Source organism: Sphingomonas sp. GW821-FHT10C01 (genome assembly GCF_059415525.1).
Genome location: NZ_JBWKNK010000001.1, coordinates 2,249,441 through 2,265,549, shown reverse-complemented (window position 1 = coordinate 2,265,549; position 16,109 = coordinate 2,249,441). Strand labels below are relative to the sequence as shown.

Genomic DNA, 16,109 nt, shown 5'->3' with positions numbered 1-16,109 from the left:
GGATTCGATTCGTCCGGCTATCCTGACATTCTGTTATTGATAGTCAATCGCAATAACTGTCAGTCCGGGAGCTCGTCGTTCGCGCGGAGCACTTCACCGGCGAGATAGAGCGAGCCGAGGACGAGGATGACAGGCGGCGCATCCTCGCTTCCGAGGCGCGCGGCGATGCGATGAAGGGCGGCTTCGGGATCTTCGGCTGTGTCGGTCGCCAGAATGCCGAGTGCGCGTGCGGTCGCGGCGAGATCGACGGGTGCATGATGTGCGTGTCCCGGGACGGGGATCGCGGTGAGCGAACGGGCGAGCGGTGCGAAGGGCGCCAACAGCCCCGTCGCGTCCTTGTTGGCCAGCATGCCAAGGACCAGGTGGACCTCGCGCGCCTGGGCAATCTGCGCCAGCGCGGCGCTGACCGAAAGCGCTGCGGCTTCATTGTGCCCGCCATCTAGCCAGAGCTGGGTGCCGGGCGGGAGTATATCGAGCAATGGTCCGGGCGAAAGACGCTGCATCCGCGCGGGCCAGCGGGCGGTGATCGCGGCTTGCTGGAGCGCGGCTGTCGGGACGTCGATCGCGCGCTGATGGCGGAGGATCGCGATGGCGAGCGCAAGGTTGGCGGGCTGGTGCGGGCCGGCGAGCGCGGGGAGCGGGGTTTCGACCTCTCCCTTGGCATCACGGTAGCGGAGGCGGTCGTCGTCGACCTGAAAATCCCATGCCACGCCGCGGACGAACAGCGGCGTGCCGGCGACGGCGGCGATCTGGGCGATGCGGTCACTGACAGACTTGGCATAGGACATGGTGACGAGCGGGACGCCCGGCTTGGCGATCCCGGCCTTTTCGCCCGCGATCACCTCTGCCGTATCGCCGAGAAACGCCTGATGATCGATGCCGAGCTGGGCGATGGCGCAGGCGGCGGGGGCGGCGATGACGTTGGTGGCGTCGAGCCGTCCGCCGAGGCCGACCTCGACGATGCAGGCATCCGCCGGGGTGCGGGAGAAGGCCAAGAAGGCAGCGGCTGTCGTCACCTCGAAGAAGCTGGCGCCGATATCACCGCCGGTATCGAGCACTTCCTCGAGCAACGCGGCGAGGGCGTCATCGTCGATCAGCTTGCCGGCAAGGCGGATACGCTCGTTGAAACGGACAAGGTGGGGGCTGGAATAGACGTGCGCAGTGAGTCCGGCGGCCTCGATTGCGGCGCGCACGAAGGCGCAGGTCGAACCCTTGCCGTTGGTGCCCGCGACATGGAGCACCGGCGGGAGCGCCAGATGCGGATCGCCGATCCGTGCGAGCAAGCGGGAGATCCGGTCGAGCCCGAGAATGTCGGCGCCGGGGCCGAGTGCCCAGAGGCGGTCGAGCTGGCGCTGGACGGCGGGGTGAGAGGAATTGGCGTGGTCGGGCATCGAGGGTTATCGCCGATTTGCAGCGATCAAGGGCAGAAGGCGCTCCCACTCTGTGGAGATCACCCTCTCGAGAAGATGCCGATTGACAGGGATGGCAGGACCCTGCGCCGCATATTGCAGAATGATCCGGCGCACGTCGTCCTCATTCCAGCCAGCCCAAACTCCCGCGGGATCGATCATGTTGAAGGCGAAGGCTGGCCCTACCTCTTCATCAAGGATCCGCTTCAGTTCGAGACTATCGAATCCGCTTTCGTTCAGTTTCTGCGCGATGAAGCTATAGTCGGGATCTTGAAGTTCGGTGTCGAGGAAGAGATCCGACAACGCGCACCATACCGGTAGCCGCCGCTCCATTTCTGCTGTGTCGGCTGGCATCACGCCGCCGCCTTCTCCCCACCCACCAGCAGATCGAGCAGCTGGCTGAGCTTCTCGCGCAGATCCTTGCGGTGGACGACCATGTCGATCAGGCCGTGGTCGAGATAATATTCCGAGGTCTGGAAATCGTCGGGCAGCTTTTCACGGATCGTGTTTTCGATCACGCGGCGGCCGGTGAAGGCGAGGGTCGCCTTGGGCTCGGCGATCTGGACGTCACCGAGCATGGCATAGGCCGCCATCACGCCGCCCGAGGTCGGGTCGGTCAGCACGACGATATAGGGCAGGCCAGCGTCGTGGAGCATCGAGATCGCGACGGTGCTGCGCGGCATCTGCATGAGGCTGAGGATACCCTCCTGCATCCGCGCGCCGCCCGATGCGGTGAAGACGATATAGGGCGCCTTGGCGGCGATCGCGGCCTCGACCCCGGCGATGAAGGCTTCGCCCACGGCCTGGCCCATCGATCCGCCCATGAAGGCGAAGTCCTGCACGCCGATCACCGCCTTGTGTCCGTCGATCGTGCCGCTGGCGTTGAGGAAGGCGTCCTGCTCGCCCGTCGACGCGCGCGCCGCCTTGATGCGGGCGGGGTAGGGCTTCTGGTCGCGGAACTTGAGCGGGTCTTCGGTCACGCGCGGACTCGGCAGGACGGTGTAGCCGGTGTCGAACAGCTGTTCGAACCGCGCCTTGCCGCCAATCCGCTCATGATGGTCGCACAGCGGGCAGACCGACAGGTTTTCCTGAAGCTCACGGGTGAAGACCATCTGCCCGCAGCCCTTGCACTTGTGCCAGAGATTGTCGGGAGTCTCCGCCTTGTTCGGGACGACGAACGACAGGGCGTTGCGGACGCGGCTGAGCCAGCTCATGCGAGTTCCTTTCGAGCGGCCTTCATGGCTTCGCTGAGAGATTGAATATAGGTGCGGACCGCGGCGGGCGCATCGGCGCCGTGGGCCGCGATCAGATCGATGATCGCCGAGCCGACCACGACGCCGTCGGCGACGCGGCCGATCGCGGCGGCCTGTTCGGGGCTGCGGACGCCGAAGCCGACCGCGACGGGCAGGTCGGTCGCGGCCTTGAGCTTCGCGACCGCGGCCTCGATGCTGTCCTGCGCGGCCTGCTGGAGGCCGGTGATACCGGCGACCGAGACATAGTAGAGGAAGCCGCTCGCGCCGCTGAGCACCGCAGGCAAGCGCGCGGCGTCGGTGGTCGGGGTGGCGAGGCGGATCGTGGCGATGCCATGATCGGCGAAGGGCGCGATTTCGTCAGCCTCCTCGGGCGGGATATCGACGATGATCGTGCCGTCGACACCCGCGTCCGCTGCCTGTTGCGCGAAGGCTTCGGGCGTCGGGCGGGTCATGGTGTTGGCATAGCCCATCAGCACCAGCGGGGTTTCCGGGTGGCGCTGGCGGAAAGCCGCGGCGATGGCGAGCACGTCGGCGGTGCGTGTGCCCTTAGCGAGGCTGCGCAGGTTCGCGGCCTGGATCGCCGGGCCGTCGGCCATCGGATCGGTGAAGGGCATGCCGAGCTCAATCACATCGGCGCCGCCCGCGACGAGCGCGTCAAGGATCGCGGCGGTATCGCCGTCCCCTGCGGTGACGAAGGTGACGAGCGCGGCGCGGCGCTGGGACGCGGCGGCGGCGAAGGCGGAGGTCAATCTGCTCATTGTTCGTCACCCCGGACTTGTTCCGGGGTCCACTTCGCCGCGCGCGATGGACAAGCGGTTCGCGCGGCAGCACCTGACGCGCGGTGGATCCCGGCACGGGGCCGGGATGACGGGGGGGATGTGAAGTTCATATCTCCGCCCCCATCGCCTGGGCGACGGTGTAGATATCCTTGTCGCCGCGGCCGGAGACGTTGACGAGGATGATCTTATCCTCGGGCAATTCCCGTGCCTTGGCCTCCAGAGCTGCCAGTGCGTGTGAGCTTTCGAGGGCGGGTATGATGCCTTCGAGCTTGCAGCAGAGCTGGAACGCGTCGAGCGCCTGGCGGTCGGTGATCGGGAGATACTCGACGCGGCCGCTCTCGTGCAGCCAGCTATGCTCGGGGCCGATGCCGGGATAGTCGAGGCCGGCGGAGATCGAGTGCGCCTCGGTGATCTGGCCGTCCTCGTCCTGCAGCAGATAGGTCTTGTTGCCATGGAGGATGCCGGGTGCGCCGCCGGTGAGACTCGCGGCGTGTTCCTTGGTGTCGATGCCCTTGCCCGCGGCCTCGACGCCGACCATCGCCACGTCGGAATCGTCGAGGAAGGGGTGGAACAGGCCGATGGCGTTGCTGCCCCCGCCGACCGCTGCGATCAGCAGATCGGGCAGGCGGCCCTCGGCCTCGAGCATCTGCGCGCGGCTTTCGGTGCCGATGACCGATTGGAAGTCGCGCACCAGCTCAGGGTACGGGTGTGGGCCAGCAGCGGTGCCGATGATGTAGAAGGTGTCGTGGACGGTCGCGACCCAGTCGCGCAGTGCCTCGTTCATCGCGTCCTTCAAGGACTGCGAACCGCTGGTGACGGGGCGGACTTCGGCGCCCAATAGCTTCATGCGGAAGACGTTGGGCTGCTGGCGCTCGATATCCTTGGCACCCATGAAGATGGTGCAGGGCAGGCCAAAGCGCGCGCAGACGGTGGCGGTGGCGACGCCATGCTGGCCCGCGCCGGTCTCGGCGATGATCCGCTTCTTGCCCATGCGGATGGCGAGCAGGATCTGGCCGATGCAGTTGTTGATCTTGTGCGCGCCGGTGTGGTTCAGTTCCTCGCGCTTGAAGTAGATCTTCGCGCCGCCCCCAGGCTGCCCTTGGGCAGCCGCCAACTGGCGATAATGCTGGGTGAGGCGTTCGGCGAAATAGAGCGGCGAGGGGCGGCCGACATAGTGCTTCATCAGCCCGTCGAACTCGGCCTTGAACGCCGGATCGGCCTTGGCGGCGCGATATTCGCGCTCAAGATCGAGGATCAGCGGCATCAGCGTCTCGGCGACGTAGCGTCCGCCGAACTGGCCGAAATGCCCGCGTTCGTCGGGCAGGTTGCGAAGGGAGTTGGGCGCGTTCATCACGGGGCGTTTAGGCGCGTCGGGCGCGCTCGCCAAGCATTGTTACAGCTGCGCGATTACAGCGCCGCGACCGTCTTGAGGAAGGCGGCGATCTTTGCGTCGTCCTTGACGCCGGGCGCGGATTCGACGCCGGAGGAGACGTCGACCAGCCGCGCGCCGGTCACGCCGACCGCTTCGGCGACATTGGCGGGGTCGAGGCCACCCGACAGCGCCCAGGGGAGCGGATGGGCAAAGCCCTGAAGCAGGGTCCAGTCGAAGCGCAGGCCCATGCCGCCAGGAAGCTTCGCGTCCTCGGGCACCTTGGCGTCATAGAGGATGCGTTGGACGGCGCCGCGAAAGCCATTGGCGGCGTCGAGATCGGCACGGGTCTTGACCGCGACTGCGGCCCAGACGGGCAGGCGGGTCAGCGCGCCGATCGCGGCCGCGCGTTCGGGCGTGACGCGATGGAGTTGGATCGCGTCGAGTCTTGCCGCGCGGATCGCCTGATCGAGCAAGGCGTCCTCGGGATCGACGAACACGCCGACCTTGCCCACCTGCGCCGGCACCCGCGCGGCGAGCGCTCCGGCCCGGTCGAAGGTCACATGGCGCGGGGAGGGCGGGAAGAAGACGAAGCCGACATGGCTGGCACCACCGGCCACGGCCGTATCGAGCGTTGCGGCGGTGGAAAGGCCGCAGATCTTGGCAGTGACGGGCATCGAGGGAGGCCATCGGGCGGCGGGCGCCCTTTGGCAAGCGGAAGTTGCGGCGCGCCGTCCGTGAACGGCACGCCGCGAGGACTTACTTCTCGTATTCGCGAACCAGTGCGTCGAACAGGCGGACGCCGAAGCCGCGCGCGCCCTTGGGCATGGTCGGCAGCGATTCGTCGGTCCCGTCTACGCCGGCCATGTCGATATGCGCCCAGGGGGTGGGCGCGGGGGTCAGGAAACCGATGAAGTGCGCGCCCCGACCAGCGCCCGGTCCCGACTTGGTGGTGCCGTTGGCGATGTCCGCGACCGGCGATTCCATGTCCTTGGCGTAGCTGGGATGGAGCGGCAGGCGCCACACCGCCTCACCCGAGCGGGTCGCGGCGGTCTGGACGCGGCTGGCCAGGGCCTCGTCGCGCGCGAACAGCCCGGCATAATCGTCGCCGAGCGCGGTGCTGACCGCGCCGGTGAGCGTCGCGATGTTGACCAGAGCGGCGGGCTTGTAGCGGTCGATGGCGTATTGGTTGGCATCGGCCAGAACCATGCGACCCTCGGCATCGGTGCTGATGATTTCAATCGTCTGGCCGTTCATCGTGCGGACGACGTCGCCGGGGCGCGAGGCGTTGCCGCCCGGCATGTTCTCGGCCAGCGCGGCGATCGCGACGATGTTGGCCTTCGCTCCGCGCTTGGCGGCCGCGAGCGCTCCGCCCATCACCGCCGCAGCGCCGGCCATGTCGCCCTTCATGTCGCCCATGCCCGCGCCGGGCTTGAGCGAGATACCGCCGCTGTCGAAGGTGATACCCTTGCCCACCAGCGCGAGCGGCGCCGCGCTTCCGGCGCCGGTATACTCGACGATCATCATTCGCGCGGGGTGACGCGACCCGGCCGAGACGGAGAGGATCGAGCCCATGTTGAGTGCGCGCATCTGCGCCTCGTCCAGCACGGTGATGCGGACATTGGGCACGCCCGCGAACTGGGCGCGGACGCTGGCGACGAAGCTGTCGGGCGTCTTGGCGTTGGAGGGCAGGGTGATGAGGTCGCGTGCCATGCGAGCACCCTGGGCGACGCCGGCGAGCTCCTGGGTATAGGCGGCTTCGCCGGAGCGGGCGACGATGGTGATCGGCTGCGTCGCGGGGGCGGTGACGCCGCTCTTGAGCTGGTCGAAGCGATACTGGCCGAGCGTCGCGCCCATCGCGACATGCGCGGCGGGGTCGGCGACGGTGGCGGACAGGCTGCCCGCGACGATCGCGACCGGGAGCGCGTTGGCCTTGGTCTCCTGCGCGGCGCGGCCGCCGAAATCTGCGAGCGCGGCGGAATCGAGCTGGCCCTGCGGCACACCGATCAGGACGATCCGGTCATATCCGCCGGTACCGTAGAGCGAGAGCGTCTTGTCCGCCGCGGCCTTGAAGTCGGCGGTGGCGACGGCGCGGGTGACGCTGTCGCGCAGCGCGGCGGGGACGTGCGACAGGTCGCTCGCGCCAGCCATCGGGATCACCAGTACCCCGCCAGAAGGTGCCGCGGCGGCGAAGCGGATCGGGCGCTCTGCGGTGTTGGCGCGATCGCTGGCGCTGACGCCGGTGCCGATCGCGACGCGCTCATTGGCGAGGGCGGGCCCGGTGGCAAACATGGTGGCGGCAAGCAACAAAACGCGCATCGACAACAACTCCCAAAGACGATTGTGATATGGTTACCTGCGTAACCAGCACTTGCGCCGAGGGCAATTACCGTTGGTCGAACAAGTTCTTGACCAGCACCACCATCGACAGCGGCGGATCGAGCGGTACCGGGAAGGGGCGGGTTTCGCCTGATGCGATATAGCCGTGACGGACATACCAGGCGATCAGCTCAGCGCGGCGGTCGATCACGGTCATTTCGATATGGGTGGCGGCGAAGGTGTCGCGCGCCGTGGCTTCGGCGGCGGCGACCAGCTTGCGGCCGATGCCGCCGGCTTGAAGCTGGGGATCGACGCAAAGCAGGCCGAGATAGGCGAGGCCGTCGCCGCGGCTGGCGATGTTGACGCAACCGAGGACCGTCTCGCCGTCGAACGCGATCAGCAGACGGCTGTCGCCATCCAGCAACGAGCGGAGGGTTTCGAGATCGGTGCGCTCGCCGGTGACGAGGTCCGCCTCATGCGTCCAGCCCGCACGCGCGCTATCGCCGCGATAGGCGCGCTCGACGACGGGGTGCAGGTTGGGAAGATCGGCTTCGGCGGCCGGTCGGATCGTCACCATTGGGCGCTACAGCGTCGCCTCAATCTCGCGCGCGGCGAGGTCGGGGTCGGCGGCCTGGGTGATCGGACGGCCGATGACAAGGATCGATGCACCGGCGTCGAGCGCGGCTCGCGGGGTGACGATACGCTTCTGGTCGCCGACCTGGCCATTGGCGGGGCGCACGCCGGGGATGACGAAGAAGCCGTCCTTCCACGCGTTGTGCGCGGCTTTCACTTCCTCGCCCGAGCAGACGATGCCGTCGACGCCCGCGGACTTCGCCAGTTCGGCAAGGCGGACGACTTGCTCATGCGGATCGGGGGACAGGCCGATCGACGTCAGGTCGTTCGCGTCGAGGCTGGTGAGCATCGTCACGGCGACGACCTTGGTCCCGGTCGGCGCGGCGGCCTTGGCATCCTCAAGCATCGCGCGACCGCCGGAGGCGTGGACGGTGATGATCGCGGGTTCGAGCGGGCGCAGCGCCTGCACCGCCTTGCCGACGGTGTTGGGAATGTCGTGGAACTTCAAGTCCAGGAAGATCGGCAGGCCGATATCGGCCATCTCGTGAACGCCCTGACGCCCGTTCGCCATGAAGAATTCAAGACCCAGCTTGATCCCGCCGACATGGTGGCGGACGCGCTTGGCGATGGCCTTGGCACGCTCCAGATCGGGGGTGTCGAGCGCGACGTAGATCGGGCTGCTCATGGCGTCACCAGCGGCGGCGCGGAGGGGGCTTCACCCGAAGTCGGAACGGGATCGGGCTGGATCGGCATGGCGGGCGGGGCCTGCGTCGCGGCGTGGAGCGCACGCATTTCCTCGACCGTGCGCTCAAGCATCGCGATCCGCTGACGGTTGCGCCAACGGACGGTGTGGTAGAGCACCAGCATCGGTACGAAGCCGGCCAGGAAGACGATCAGCAGCAGGAAGGGCAGGTTCACGTCGGCGACGAGATTGCTCCACAGCTGGATCTCGACCGGGTGCCAGTTGGTAACCGCAAAGGCCGTGACGAGGCCGAGGAGCAGGAACCAGAACAATGCCTTCAGAAATTGCATCCGCGCGAATGATCCTCTGTGGTTTCGAACAGCTTTAGGACGGGTGGGCCGGATTGGCCAGCCTCAGCCGATCTCCGCCCGGAGTTGGGCGAAAAGGGTTGGAATCGCCTTCAAGCGCCCCTCTTCCTCGTCCAGGATGGCGTGGAAGATGCTGCGCTTGATCTCCGCGACACGGCCCGGTCCCAGTGTCGCGTTGGCCGGTAGGGTTGAGAGAAGAATGTCCACCAGCCGCTCGGCGCCGTGGAGACGCCCCCAGAGATAGTCGTTCTCGCGATAGGCGCGGCTGAAGAACGCACCGAAATTGTTGAACTGCGTGCCCTTGAGCGTCGCCCGCGCGCCGCCCGAGCGGATCGAGGTCGCGTCGTCGGGCGAGATGCGGTCGACGCGGATCGGATCGAATTCGTTGAGCCCTTCCCCCTGCAACAGCGGCAGCGTCGCGATGTCGAAGAAGGGGAAGCCCAGATAGGCGAGGAGCATCGGCCGCCGCATCTCCTTGGACAGGGCGCTGAGTCCTTCCGAGAGCCGGGCGTCGGTCTCATGATCGAGCGTGCGCAGGTCCATGCGGGCGGCAAGGCTGTCGAGCAGCGCGCCCGCGTCGAGATCGGCGGCGCGAACCGCCTCACGCAAGCCGAGGAACGGATCGCTGCGCTGGCATTCGAGATAGCCGGCGAGCGATTCGTAGATCGCGTCGCGCATCGGTGTCAGTTCCTGATTCTCATGCTCCTGATCCAACTCGGTCAGGCGACGGGCGAGCAGGCGCAGGCGGCGGATGCGGAAACCCAGATCATGCCCGCGCAGCAGGTCGAGCGTGGCCGCGCTTGCCGAGCCTGGATGGCTGGTGCCGAAATCGTCGGCGCCGCGCCGCAGAACCTCCGCCGCGATCGCGTCACGGATCCGGTGTCGGCGGTCGGGGCCGGGCTGATCGCCGATTTGGTGGAGATGCGTGGCGATGCGGTCGACCACCCCCTCGACCTTGAGCATGCCATAGGCGGCATGACCATAGCCCGCCTTGGCAGCGGCGGAGACTTGGGCGCGGCCGCGCCAGGCGGACAGGCGCTTGGGCGTGGGATAGTCGAGGAAGAGGGTGTAGCCGAACAGCGATTCGACCTGGGTCTCGACCTCGCCCCGGATACGCTCGACGATCGCGAGCATCCGTTCGATGCGGGTCGAGCGGAGCCCGATCGCTTCCAGATTGTCGCGGATCGGCTGCTGGCGCGGAAGTTCGGAGAGCGCGCCGATGATCGTCTGGAAGAAGCCGGGATTGTCCGGCGCCTCGCTGTAGAAACCGAGACGATGCCCCGGAGTGGGATCGATGAACACGAAGCGCCGGTCGATCTGGCGGCGCGCGGGACGTTCCTTGAGCGCATCGATCGCGGGGCGGAAGGGCGCATTGGCCAGGACGGAGCCGTCGATCAGCGCGGCCTTGTCCGCGACGCCGGCGGCATGCTGGCGCGGCAGGGCATGTTCCAGAAATGCTTCGCGCCCCGGCCATTCCATGCCGCGTTGCGCCAGGACGGCGTCCAATTCGGCGACCGTTGCGGGCGGGAAGGCGCCCGGGAAACTGGAGGTGGCGCGCGCGGCGAAGGCGAGTTCGGCGACATCGGCAAAGGGCGCGTGAGCGTCGCCATGGTCGCTGAACGAGAAGACCAGGCGATGCTCGGTCTCGACCACTTCGGGTGGGGAATTGAGTTTCAATCGTTCGGGATGGCCGCGAAAGTCGGTGACGGTGACGAACAGATCGAGCGGTTGGCCGGCGGGGAGGAGGCGCGGACCCGCCGGCGCCTTGGCCATCGCGTCGAACGCGTCGAGCATCATGTGGAGCAGTTCCTTGCCGCCAAAGGGCGGTTCGAACCAGCGCGAGCGCACGAACTTCTCGAGCTTCGCGCGAACCTCTTCGCGCGCGCCGGGTTCGACGGTCTGGTCGACCGTCGTGTCGTCGCGCGTCAGCATCCAGGCGATCGGGAGCGCCCAGATCTTGGCGAGGCGATGCGAGGGTGCCTGTTCGGGATTCAGCAGCGCCTCGACATCGGCGACCTTGAGCCAGAGATCCGTCAGCGGATCGAGCGACTGGCCGGTCACCGCGGCCTGGGCCAGGAACACGCCGTTGATCCCGCCCGCGCTGGCGCCGGCGACGATATCGACCAGCGCGCGCACGCGAACACCGGTGGTATCGGCGATCTCGTCGAGCAGGGCGTGATAGATCGCCTCGCTACCCGCGCCGGGCGTATCGCCGTCGCGATGGGCGCGGCTGGCGCGGGCGAGGTGCCACACCTCCTTGGTGATGCCGTGCATGTAAACCGCGAGGCTGATGCCGCCATAGCAGACCAGGGCCAGCCGCAATTCGCGTTCACGCACGCCGTTCATTCATCCCCCTCCCGGTTCACCGACGCTCGAGCGACGCCCAGACGGGCAGGTGATCCGATGCGGTCCGTGATGCCGCGCTTTCGTGGACGCCGCTAGCGGCAACCGTCAGGCCTGGCGAAACCATGATCCGGTCGAGCCGGGCGACCGGGCGCCGGGCGTGGAAGGAGCGGCCGGTTTCGGCGAAGGCGAAGTGCCGACCGAAATCCTTGAGGCAGCCCGAACGGGCGGTCCAGTCGTTGAGGTCGCCCATCATCACCGTCGGCATGTCGCGTTCGCTGCTGTCGAGATGGGTGAGGATGGCATGGGCCTGGCGTCGCCGCCAAAGTCCCAAAAGGTCGAGGTGCATGCCGACGACGCGGAGCGGCTCGCCATCGATGCGAAGATCGGCCATCACCGCGCCGCGCGGCTCGAGCGCGGGGAGGTGGATCACCTCGCAATCGAGGACCTGGGCCTCCTTGCGCACCAGGATGGCGTTGCCGTGCCAGCCCATGCTGCCAGTGCGCACGCCGAACTGCACCGCCTTCCACGGACTATGCTCTTCGAGCAGGTGGGGGGTGATGACACCCTGTTTCGCGCCGAAGCGGCGGTCGGCCTCCTGCAGCGCGATGACGTCGGCGTCGATCTCGCGCAGCACTTCCAGCGTGCGTTCGGGACTGCGCCGCCGGTCGGTGCCGATCGATTTACGCATATTGTAGCTGGCGACCTTCAGCATCGGATCCTGTTTGGGCGGTGGGGACGGGAAGGGCAAGGGGATCGGGCTGGTCGTTGAAGGACTTTCACCTCGTCACCCGGCCTTGTGCCGGGGACCACAGCGCCCCATCGGCGAACCTCGAACCGCTTGTCCGAGGCTGGTTTCACGGTGGCCCCGGCACAAGGCCGGGTGACGGCTCGAATGAGGAGAGGCTAGACCGCTAGCGCCCGCCAGCTTCCAGGAGGCGTCGTGGGGCGACGAGTTCCCAACTGATCGCGACGCGGTCGGCGACGCGATCCCAGTCGGTATCAGTGTCGAGATGGATGCCCACCCAGCCCGAAGGGCCGAAATAGGGTGGGCGGTAGTAGAGATCCGGCTCCATCTCGATCAGCATGGCCTGTTCCTCAGGCCCGCTGGTCTTGACGATCGCCGCAGTGACGTCGTCACCGTGATGATGGTGCCAGAAATAGGCAAACATCTTCCCCTTCTTGATGAAGAAGGCAGGCATGCCGTGCGACAGCTTCTCGTCCGCCTCGGGCAGCGCGAGCGCGGCGGCGCGGAGCTGTTCGAGCGCCGCAGCCGCCTCCGGTGTCATCTGCTGAGCCATTCCGCAACAATGCGGGGATAGAGGCGATGTTCCTCAGCCAGGACGCGCTCCGAGAGCATTTCGGCGGTGTCGCCGGGCAGGATCGGCACTTCCGCTTGTCCCAGCACTTCGCCGCCGTCGAGTTCCTCGGTCACGATATGGACCGAGCAACCACCCGCCGCGTCGCCTGCTTCGATGGCGCGGGCATGGGTGTCGAGGCCCTTGTACTTGGGCAGCAGCGAGGGGTGGATGTTGACGATGCGCCCGCGCCAGCGCGCGACGAAATCATCGGTGAGCAGGCGCATATAGCCGGCCAGCGCAATCGCCTCGACGCCCGCATCGCGCAACGCGGTGTCGATCGCGGTTTCATAGTCGGCCTTGGGCATTCCCCTGGGCGACAGCGCGAAGGTGGCGATGCCCTGTTCCGCCGCCCAGGCGAGGCCGGGCGCGGTGGGTTTGTCGGAGGCGATCAGTGCAACCTGATACGGGCTATCCGGAAGGTGCGCCGCGTCGGCCAGCGCCATCATGTTGGAGCCGCGACCGGAAATGAGGATGCCGAGTTTGCGTTTCACGTTTCCAAGCCGTTCGTCATTCCCGAGAAGGCGGGAATCCATTGCCCCTGCCGGTGCGGTTCCATCGATCCGTCAGCCTGAATGGATCCCCGCCCGCGCGGGAATGACGGATGACGGCGATCGCGCGGTCAGGCGTTATGCGTCGCGCTCCACTCGGCACGCGCCGCCCAAGTCTCGGTGCTGCCGGCGACGGTGCAGCCGCGCTGCCCCGCCTCGATCGCGCCGATGCGGTGGACGGTCTCGCCCGCGGCTTCGAGTGCCTGGGCGACGGCATCCGCCTTGTCGGCCGAGACCACCGCGACCATGCCGATGCCGCAGTTGAAGGTGCGGGCCATCTCTTCCGGCTCGATATTGCCCTGTGCCTGTAGGAACGCCATCAGCCGCGGCTGCGCCCAGCTGTCGGCGTCGACGCGGGCGTGGCACCCCTCGGGCAGGACGCGCGGAATATTCTCGAGCAGGCCGCCGCCGGTGATATGGGCGAGGCCGTTGATCGCGCCGTCGCGCAGCAACGGGAGCAGGCTCTTCACATAGATGCGAGTCGGCGCCATCAGCGCGTCGAGCAGGATCGTCTCCTGGTCGAACAGCGCGGGGCGGTCGAGCTTCCAGCCCTTGTCCGCGGCGAGGCGGCGGACGAGCGAATAGCCGTTCGAATGGACGCCGGTCGAGCCGAGGCCGAGGATGACGTCGCCCGGGGCGATCTTCTTGCCGTCGAGCAGCTGATCGCGCTCGACCGCGCCGACGCAGAAACCGGCTAGGTCATAGTCGCCATCGGCGTACATGCCGGGCATTTCGGCGGTCTCGCCGCCGATCAGCGCGCAACCGGCCTGGATGCAACCGTCGGCGATGCTGGCGACCACGCGCTCGGCGACGCCGCCCACCAGCTTGCCGGTGGCGAAATAGTCGAGGAAGAACAAAGGCTCGGCGCCCTGCACGACCAGATCGTTGGCGCACATCGCGACCAGGTCGATGCCGACGCCGTCATGATGGTCATGCTCGATCGCGAGCTTGAGCTTGGTGCCGACCCCGTCGTTCGCCGCGACCAGCAGTGGATCGGTGAAGCCCGCGGCCTTCAAGTCGAACAGGCCGCCGAACCCGCCGAGATCGGCGTCGGCGCCCGGACGGCGCGTGGAACGGGCAAGCGGGGCGATCGCCTTGACCAGCGCGTTGCCGGCATCGATCGAGACGCCCGCCTGGGCATAGGTATAGGGCTTGGGATCGGTCATGGAGTGCCGCCTAGCCATATCTTGCTTGGATTTCCACGCCTGCTTCGCCAAAAGGGCGGCGAATGTTGCGTCGCATGTCCCCTGTCTTTGCCACGACCGCCGCTGTCGCGTTGCTCGCCACTGCGGGGTTCGCGCTCGCCCAGTCCGATAAAGCCGCGCCGAAAGCGTCGGATGCGGGCGACAGTTCGGGCAGTTTCGAGGTGAGCGGAGTCGAGATCGACGTGCGCGCCAAGGATGCGGAGTCGGCGCGGTTGGGTGGCTGGCGGCTGGCGCAGCGCAAGGCGTGGGCGATGCTGGCGCAGCGGCTGACGGGGCAGGGATCGACCCTGAACGATTCGGCTCTGGACGGCCTGGTCACCGGAATCGTCGTCGAGCGCGAGCAGATCGGACCGAACCGCTATGTCGCCAAGCTTGGCGTGCTGTTCGATCGTAACCGCGCTGCATCGATCCTGGGCGTGGGCGGGCAGATGATGCGATCCCCGCCGATGCTGCTGGTGCCGGTGCAGGTATCGGGCGGGACGCATCGCGTGTTCGAAGGAACCAGTGCCTTCGTCGAAGGGTGGAAGCGATTCCGCACGGGTAACAGCGCGATCGACTATGTGCGCCCGGGCGGCAGCGGGCCGGACCGGCTGTTGATGAATGCGGGGCAGGTCGGGCGCAACGGCCGCGGCTGGTGGCGCGCGATCCTCGACCAATATGGCGCGGACGACGTGCTGATCCCGACGGTCGAGTTGCGGCGCAGCTATCCCGGCGGGCCGATCGTCGGCGTGTTCACCGCCGGGCATGGGCCAGACAATGTGCGAATCGCGCAGTTCGTGCTGCGGGTGAATGACGGCAACGCCCTGCCTGCGCTGATCGATGCCGGGATCCGGCGGATCGACCAGGCCTATCAGGACGCGCTGCGTTCGGGCCGGCTGCGCACCGACCATCTGCTCGGGACCGAACCGCCCAAGCCCGAGGTTCCGGTGGAAGAGACGGGCGAAGAGGCACCGCTCGAGCCGACCGATGTACCGGTGGCGGCGACCGGAACGGCGCTCACCGTCCAGTTCGATACACCGAGCGCTGCGGCACTTAACAGCGGCGAATCCGCAGTGCGCGGCGTGCCCGGGATCACATCGGCCGCTACGACCAGCATGGCGCTGGGTGGCATCTCCGTCATGCGCGTGACGTTCGAGGGCAATCAGGGTGCCTTGACCGCCGCCCTGCGCGCGCGCGGATGGCAGGTTGAGGAAGGGCCGGGCGTCCTTCGCATCCGTCGCGGCGCACCGGCACCCGCGACCCCGCCAGCCGCTGTTGGAAACAGCACGGACGGATGAGTCAGCTTTCCCTGCCGCTCGACCGGCCCGCCGGCGCGCGCGAGGACAGCTTCCTTGTCGGCGAAGGCAATTCCAAGGCTGTCCACATTCTTGAGCACTGGGCGACCTGGCCGGTGATGGCGGCGATCATCACGGGACCGCGCAAGTCGGGCCGCAGCCTGTTGGCGCGGACGATGGCCGTGCGCAGCGGCGGCACGATGATCGACGAAGCCGACCGCCAACCCGAAACCGCGCTGTTCCACGCCTGGAACGAGGCGCAGGCGGCGCACCGCCCGCTGTTCCTCGTCGCGGACGACGCGCCGCCGATATGGCAGGTGCGGCTTCCAGATCTGCGATCGCGCCTGAACGCCAGTGCGGTGGCGCGGATCGAGCAGCCGGACGACGCGCTGGCCGGCGATATCCTGCAACAGTTGCTCGATCGTCACGAGATTGTCGCAAATCCCGATGTAGTGGCCTGGGTATTGCGGCGGATCGAGCGGGATTACCTGACGATCCTGCGCACCGCGGAGGCGCTGGAAGAGGATGCCAGCCGTCGACGCAACCGGCGCTTGTCGATCCCGGCGGCGAAGTCCACATTGACCGCGTCCGGACTTCTCAGGGAGCCGGGCCAACTCTGAACGAGG

17 protein-coding genes are annotated in these 16,109 nt (G+C 67.5%); 2 read left to right on the top strand and 15 right to left on the bottom strand.

All coding sequences use genetic code 11. The features are described from left to right. Window positions 1-59: 59 nt before the first annotated feature. The 15 genes from AC07M1_RS11090 to purM form a co-directional block, all read right to left on the bottom strand. Entirely contained in the window at window positions 60-1,391 is a 1,332-nt protein-coding gene (locus tag AC07M1_RS11090; protein WP_495162598.1) for a bifunctional folylpolyglutamate synthase/dihydrofolate synthase, read from the bottom strand. Window positions 1,392-1,397: 6 nt separating this feature from the next. Then, entirely contained in the window at window positions 1,398-1,763 is a 366-nt protein-coding gene (locus AC07M1_RS11085) for a DUF7079 family protein (RefSeq protein WP_495162597.1), read from the bottom strand. Then, a complete protein-coding gene (gene accD, locus AC07M1_RS11080; protein WP_495162596.1) occupies window positions 1,763-2,623 on the bottom strand; it encodes an acetyl-CoA carboxylase, carboxyltransferase subunit beta in 861 nt (286 codons plus the stop codon). Before accD ends, AC07M1_RS11085 begins: the two co-directional genes overlap by 1 nt. Continuing rightward, window positions 2,620-3,420 (bottom strand): tryptophan synthase subunit alpha, encoded by an 801-nt coding sequence (gene trpA / locus AC07M1_RS11075; protein ID WP_495162595.1) that lies wholly within the window; start codon window positions 3,418-3,420, stop codon window positions 2,620-2,622. Before trpA ends, accD begins: the two co-directional genes overlap by 4 nt. 127 nt (window positions 3,421-3,547) lie before the next feature. Beyond that, window positions 3,548-4,792 carry a tryptophan synthase subunit beta gene (gene trpB, locus AC07M1_RS11070; protein WP_495162594.1) on the bottom strand — a complete coding sequence of 415 codons (1,245 nt, stop codon included), beginning with the start codon at window positions 4,790-4,792 and terminating at the stop codon, window positions 3,548-3,550. 56 nt (window positions 4,793-4,848) lie between these two features. Continuing rightward, window positions 4,849-5,487: a phosphoribosylanthranilate isomerase gene (locus AC07M1_RS11065; protein ID WP_495162593.1), complete on the bottom strand. Its 639-nt coding sequence runs from the start codon at window positions 5,485-5,487 to the stop codon at window positions 4,849-4,851. 82 nt (window positions 5,488-5,569) lie between these two features. Continuing rightward, complete coding sequence (locus tag AC07M1_RS11060; protein WP_495162592.1) at window positions 5,570-7,129, bottom strand: leucyl aminopeptidase family protein; 1,560 nt, start codon at window positions 7,127-7,129, stop codon at window positions 5,570-5,572. A gap of 67 nt (window positions 7,130-7,196) precedes the next feature. Then, entirely contained in the window at window positions 7,197-7,703 is a 507-nt protein-coding gene (locus tag AC07M1_RS11055) for a GNAT family N-acetyltransferase (protein ID WP_495162591.1), read from the bottom strand. A gap of 9 nt (window positions 7,704-7,712) precedes the next feature. Continuing rightward, window positions 7,713-8,387: an orotidine-5'-phosphate decarboxylase gene (pyrF, locus tag AC07M1_RS11050; protein ID WP_495162590.1), complete on the bottom strand. Its 675-nt coding sequence runs from the start codon at window positions 8,385-8,387 to the stop codon at window positions 7,713-7,715. Next, a complete protein-coding gene (locus tag AC07M1_RS11045) occupies window positions 8,384-8,734 on the bottom strand; it encodes a lipopolysaccharide assembly protein LapA domain-containing protein (protein ID WP_495162589.1) in 351 nt (116 codons plus the stop codon). Before AC07M1_RS11045 ends, pyrF begins: the two co-directional genes overlap by 4 nt. 63 nt (window positions 8,735-8,797) lie before the next feature. Next, a complete protein-coding gene (locus AC07M1_RS11040) occupies window positions 8,798-11,098 on the bottom strand; it encodes a patatin-like protein (RefSeq protein ID WP_495162588.1) in 2,301 nt (766 codons plus the stop codon). A gap of 16 nt (window positions 11,099-11,114) precedes the next feature. After that, window positions 11,115-11,810 (bottom strand): endonuclease/exonuclease/phosphatase family protein, encoded by a 696-nt coding sequence (locus tag AC07M1_RS11035; RefSeq protein ID WP_495162587.1) that lies wholly within the window; start codon window positions 11,808-11,810, stop codon window positions 11,115-11,117. Between the two features lie 199 nt (window positions 11,811-12,009). Then, complete coding sequence (locus tag AC07M1_RS11030) at window positions 12,010-12,396, bottom strand: MmcQ/YjbR family DNA-binding protein (protein ID WP_495162586.1); 387 nt, start codon at window positions 12,394-12,396, stop codon at window positions 12,010-12,012. Further along, on the bottom strand, window positions 12,381-12,902 hold the full coding sequence (gene purN, locus AC07M1_RS11025; RefSeq protein WP_495162849.1) for a phosphoribosylglycinamide formyltransferase: 522 nt from the start codon (window positions 12,900-12,902) through the stop codon (window positions 12,381-12,383). The genes AC07M1_RS11030 and purN overlap by 16 nt, the downstream gene beginning before the upstream one ends. 173 nt (window positions 12,903-13,075) lie before the next feature. Further along, on the bottom strand, window positions 13,076-14,170 hold the full coding sequence (gene purM, locus AC07M1_RS11020; RefSeq protein ID WP_495162585.1) for a phosphoribosylformylglycinamidine cyclo-ligase: 1,095 nt from the start codon (window positions 14,168-14,170) through the stop codon (window positions 13,076-13,078). A 74-nt stretch (window positions 14,171-14,244) separates the two neighbouring features. Between purM and AC07M1_RS11015 the strand changes: the two genes are divergently transcribed. Both AC07M1_RS11015 and AC07M1_RS11010 read left to right on the top strand, forming a co-directional pair. After that, entirely contained in the window at window positions 14,245-15,486 is a 1,242-nt protein-coding gene (locus AC07M1_RS11015) for a heavy-metal-associated domain-containing protein (protein ID WP_495162584.1), read from the top strand. Continuing rightward, the gene (locus AC07M1_RS11010) at window positions 15,483-16,103 is read left to right on the top strand and encodes a P-loop NTPase family protein (RefSeq protein ID WP_495162583.1); all 621 of its coding nucleotides are present in this window, start codon (window positions 15,483-15,485) and stop codon (window positions 16,101-16,103) included. The genes AC07M1_RS11015 and AC07M1_RS11010 overlap by 4 nt, the downstream gene beginning before the upstream one ends. The last annotated feature ends 6 nt before the right edge of the window (window positions 16,104-16,109 follow it).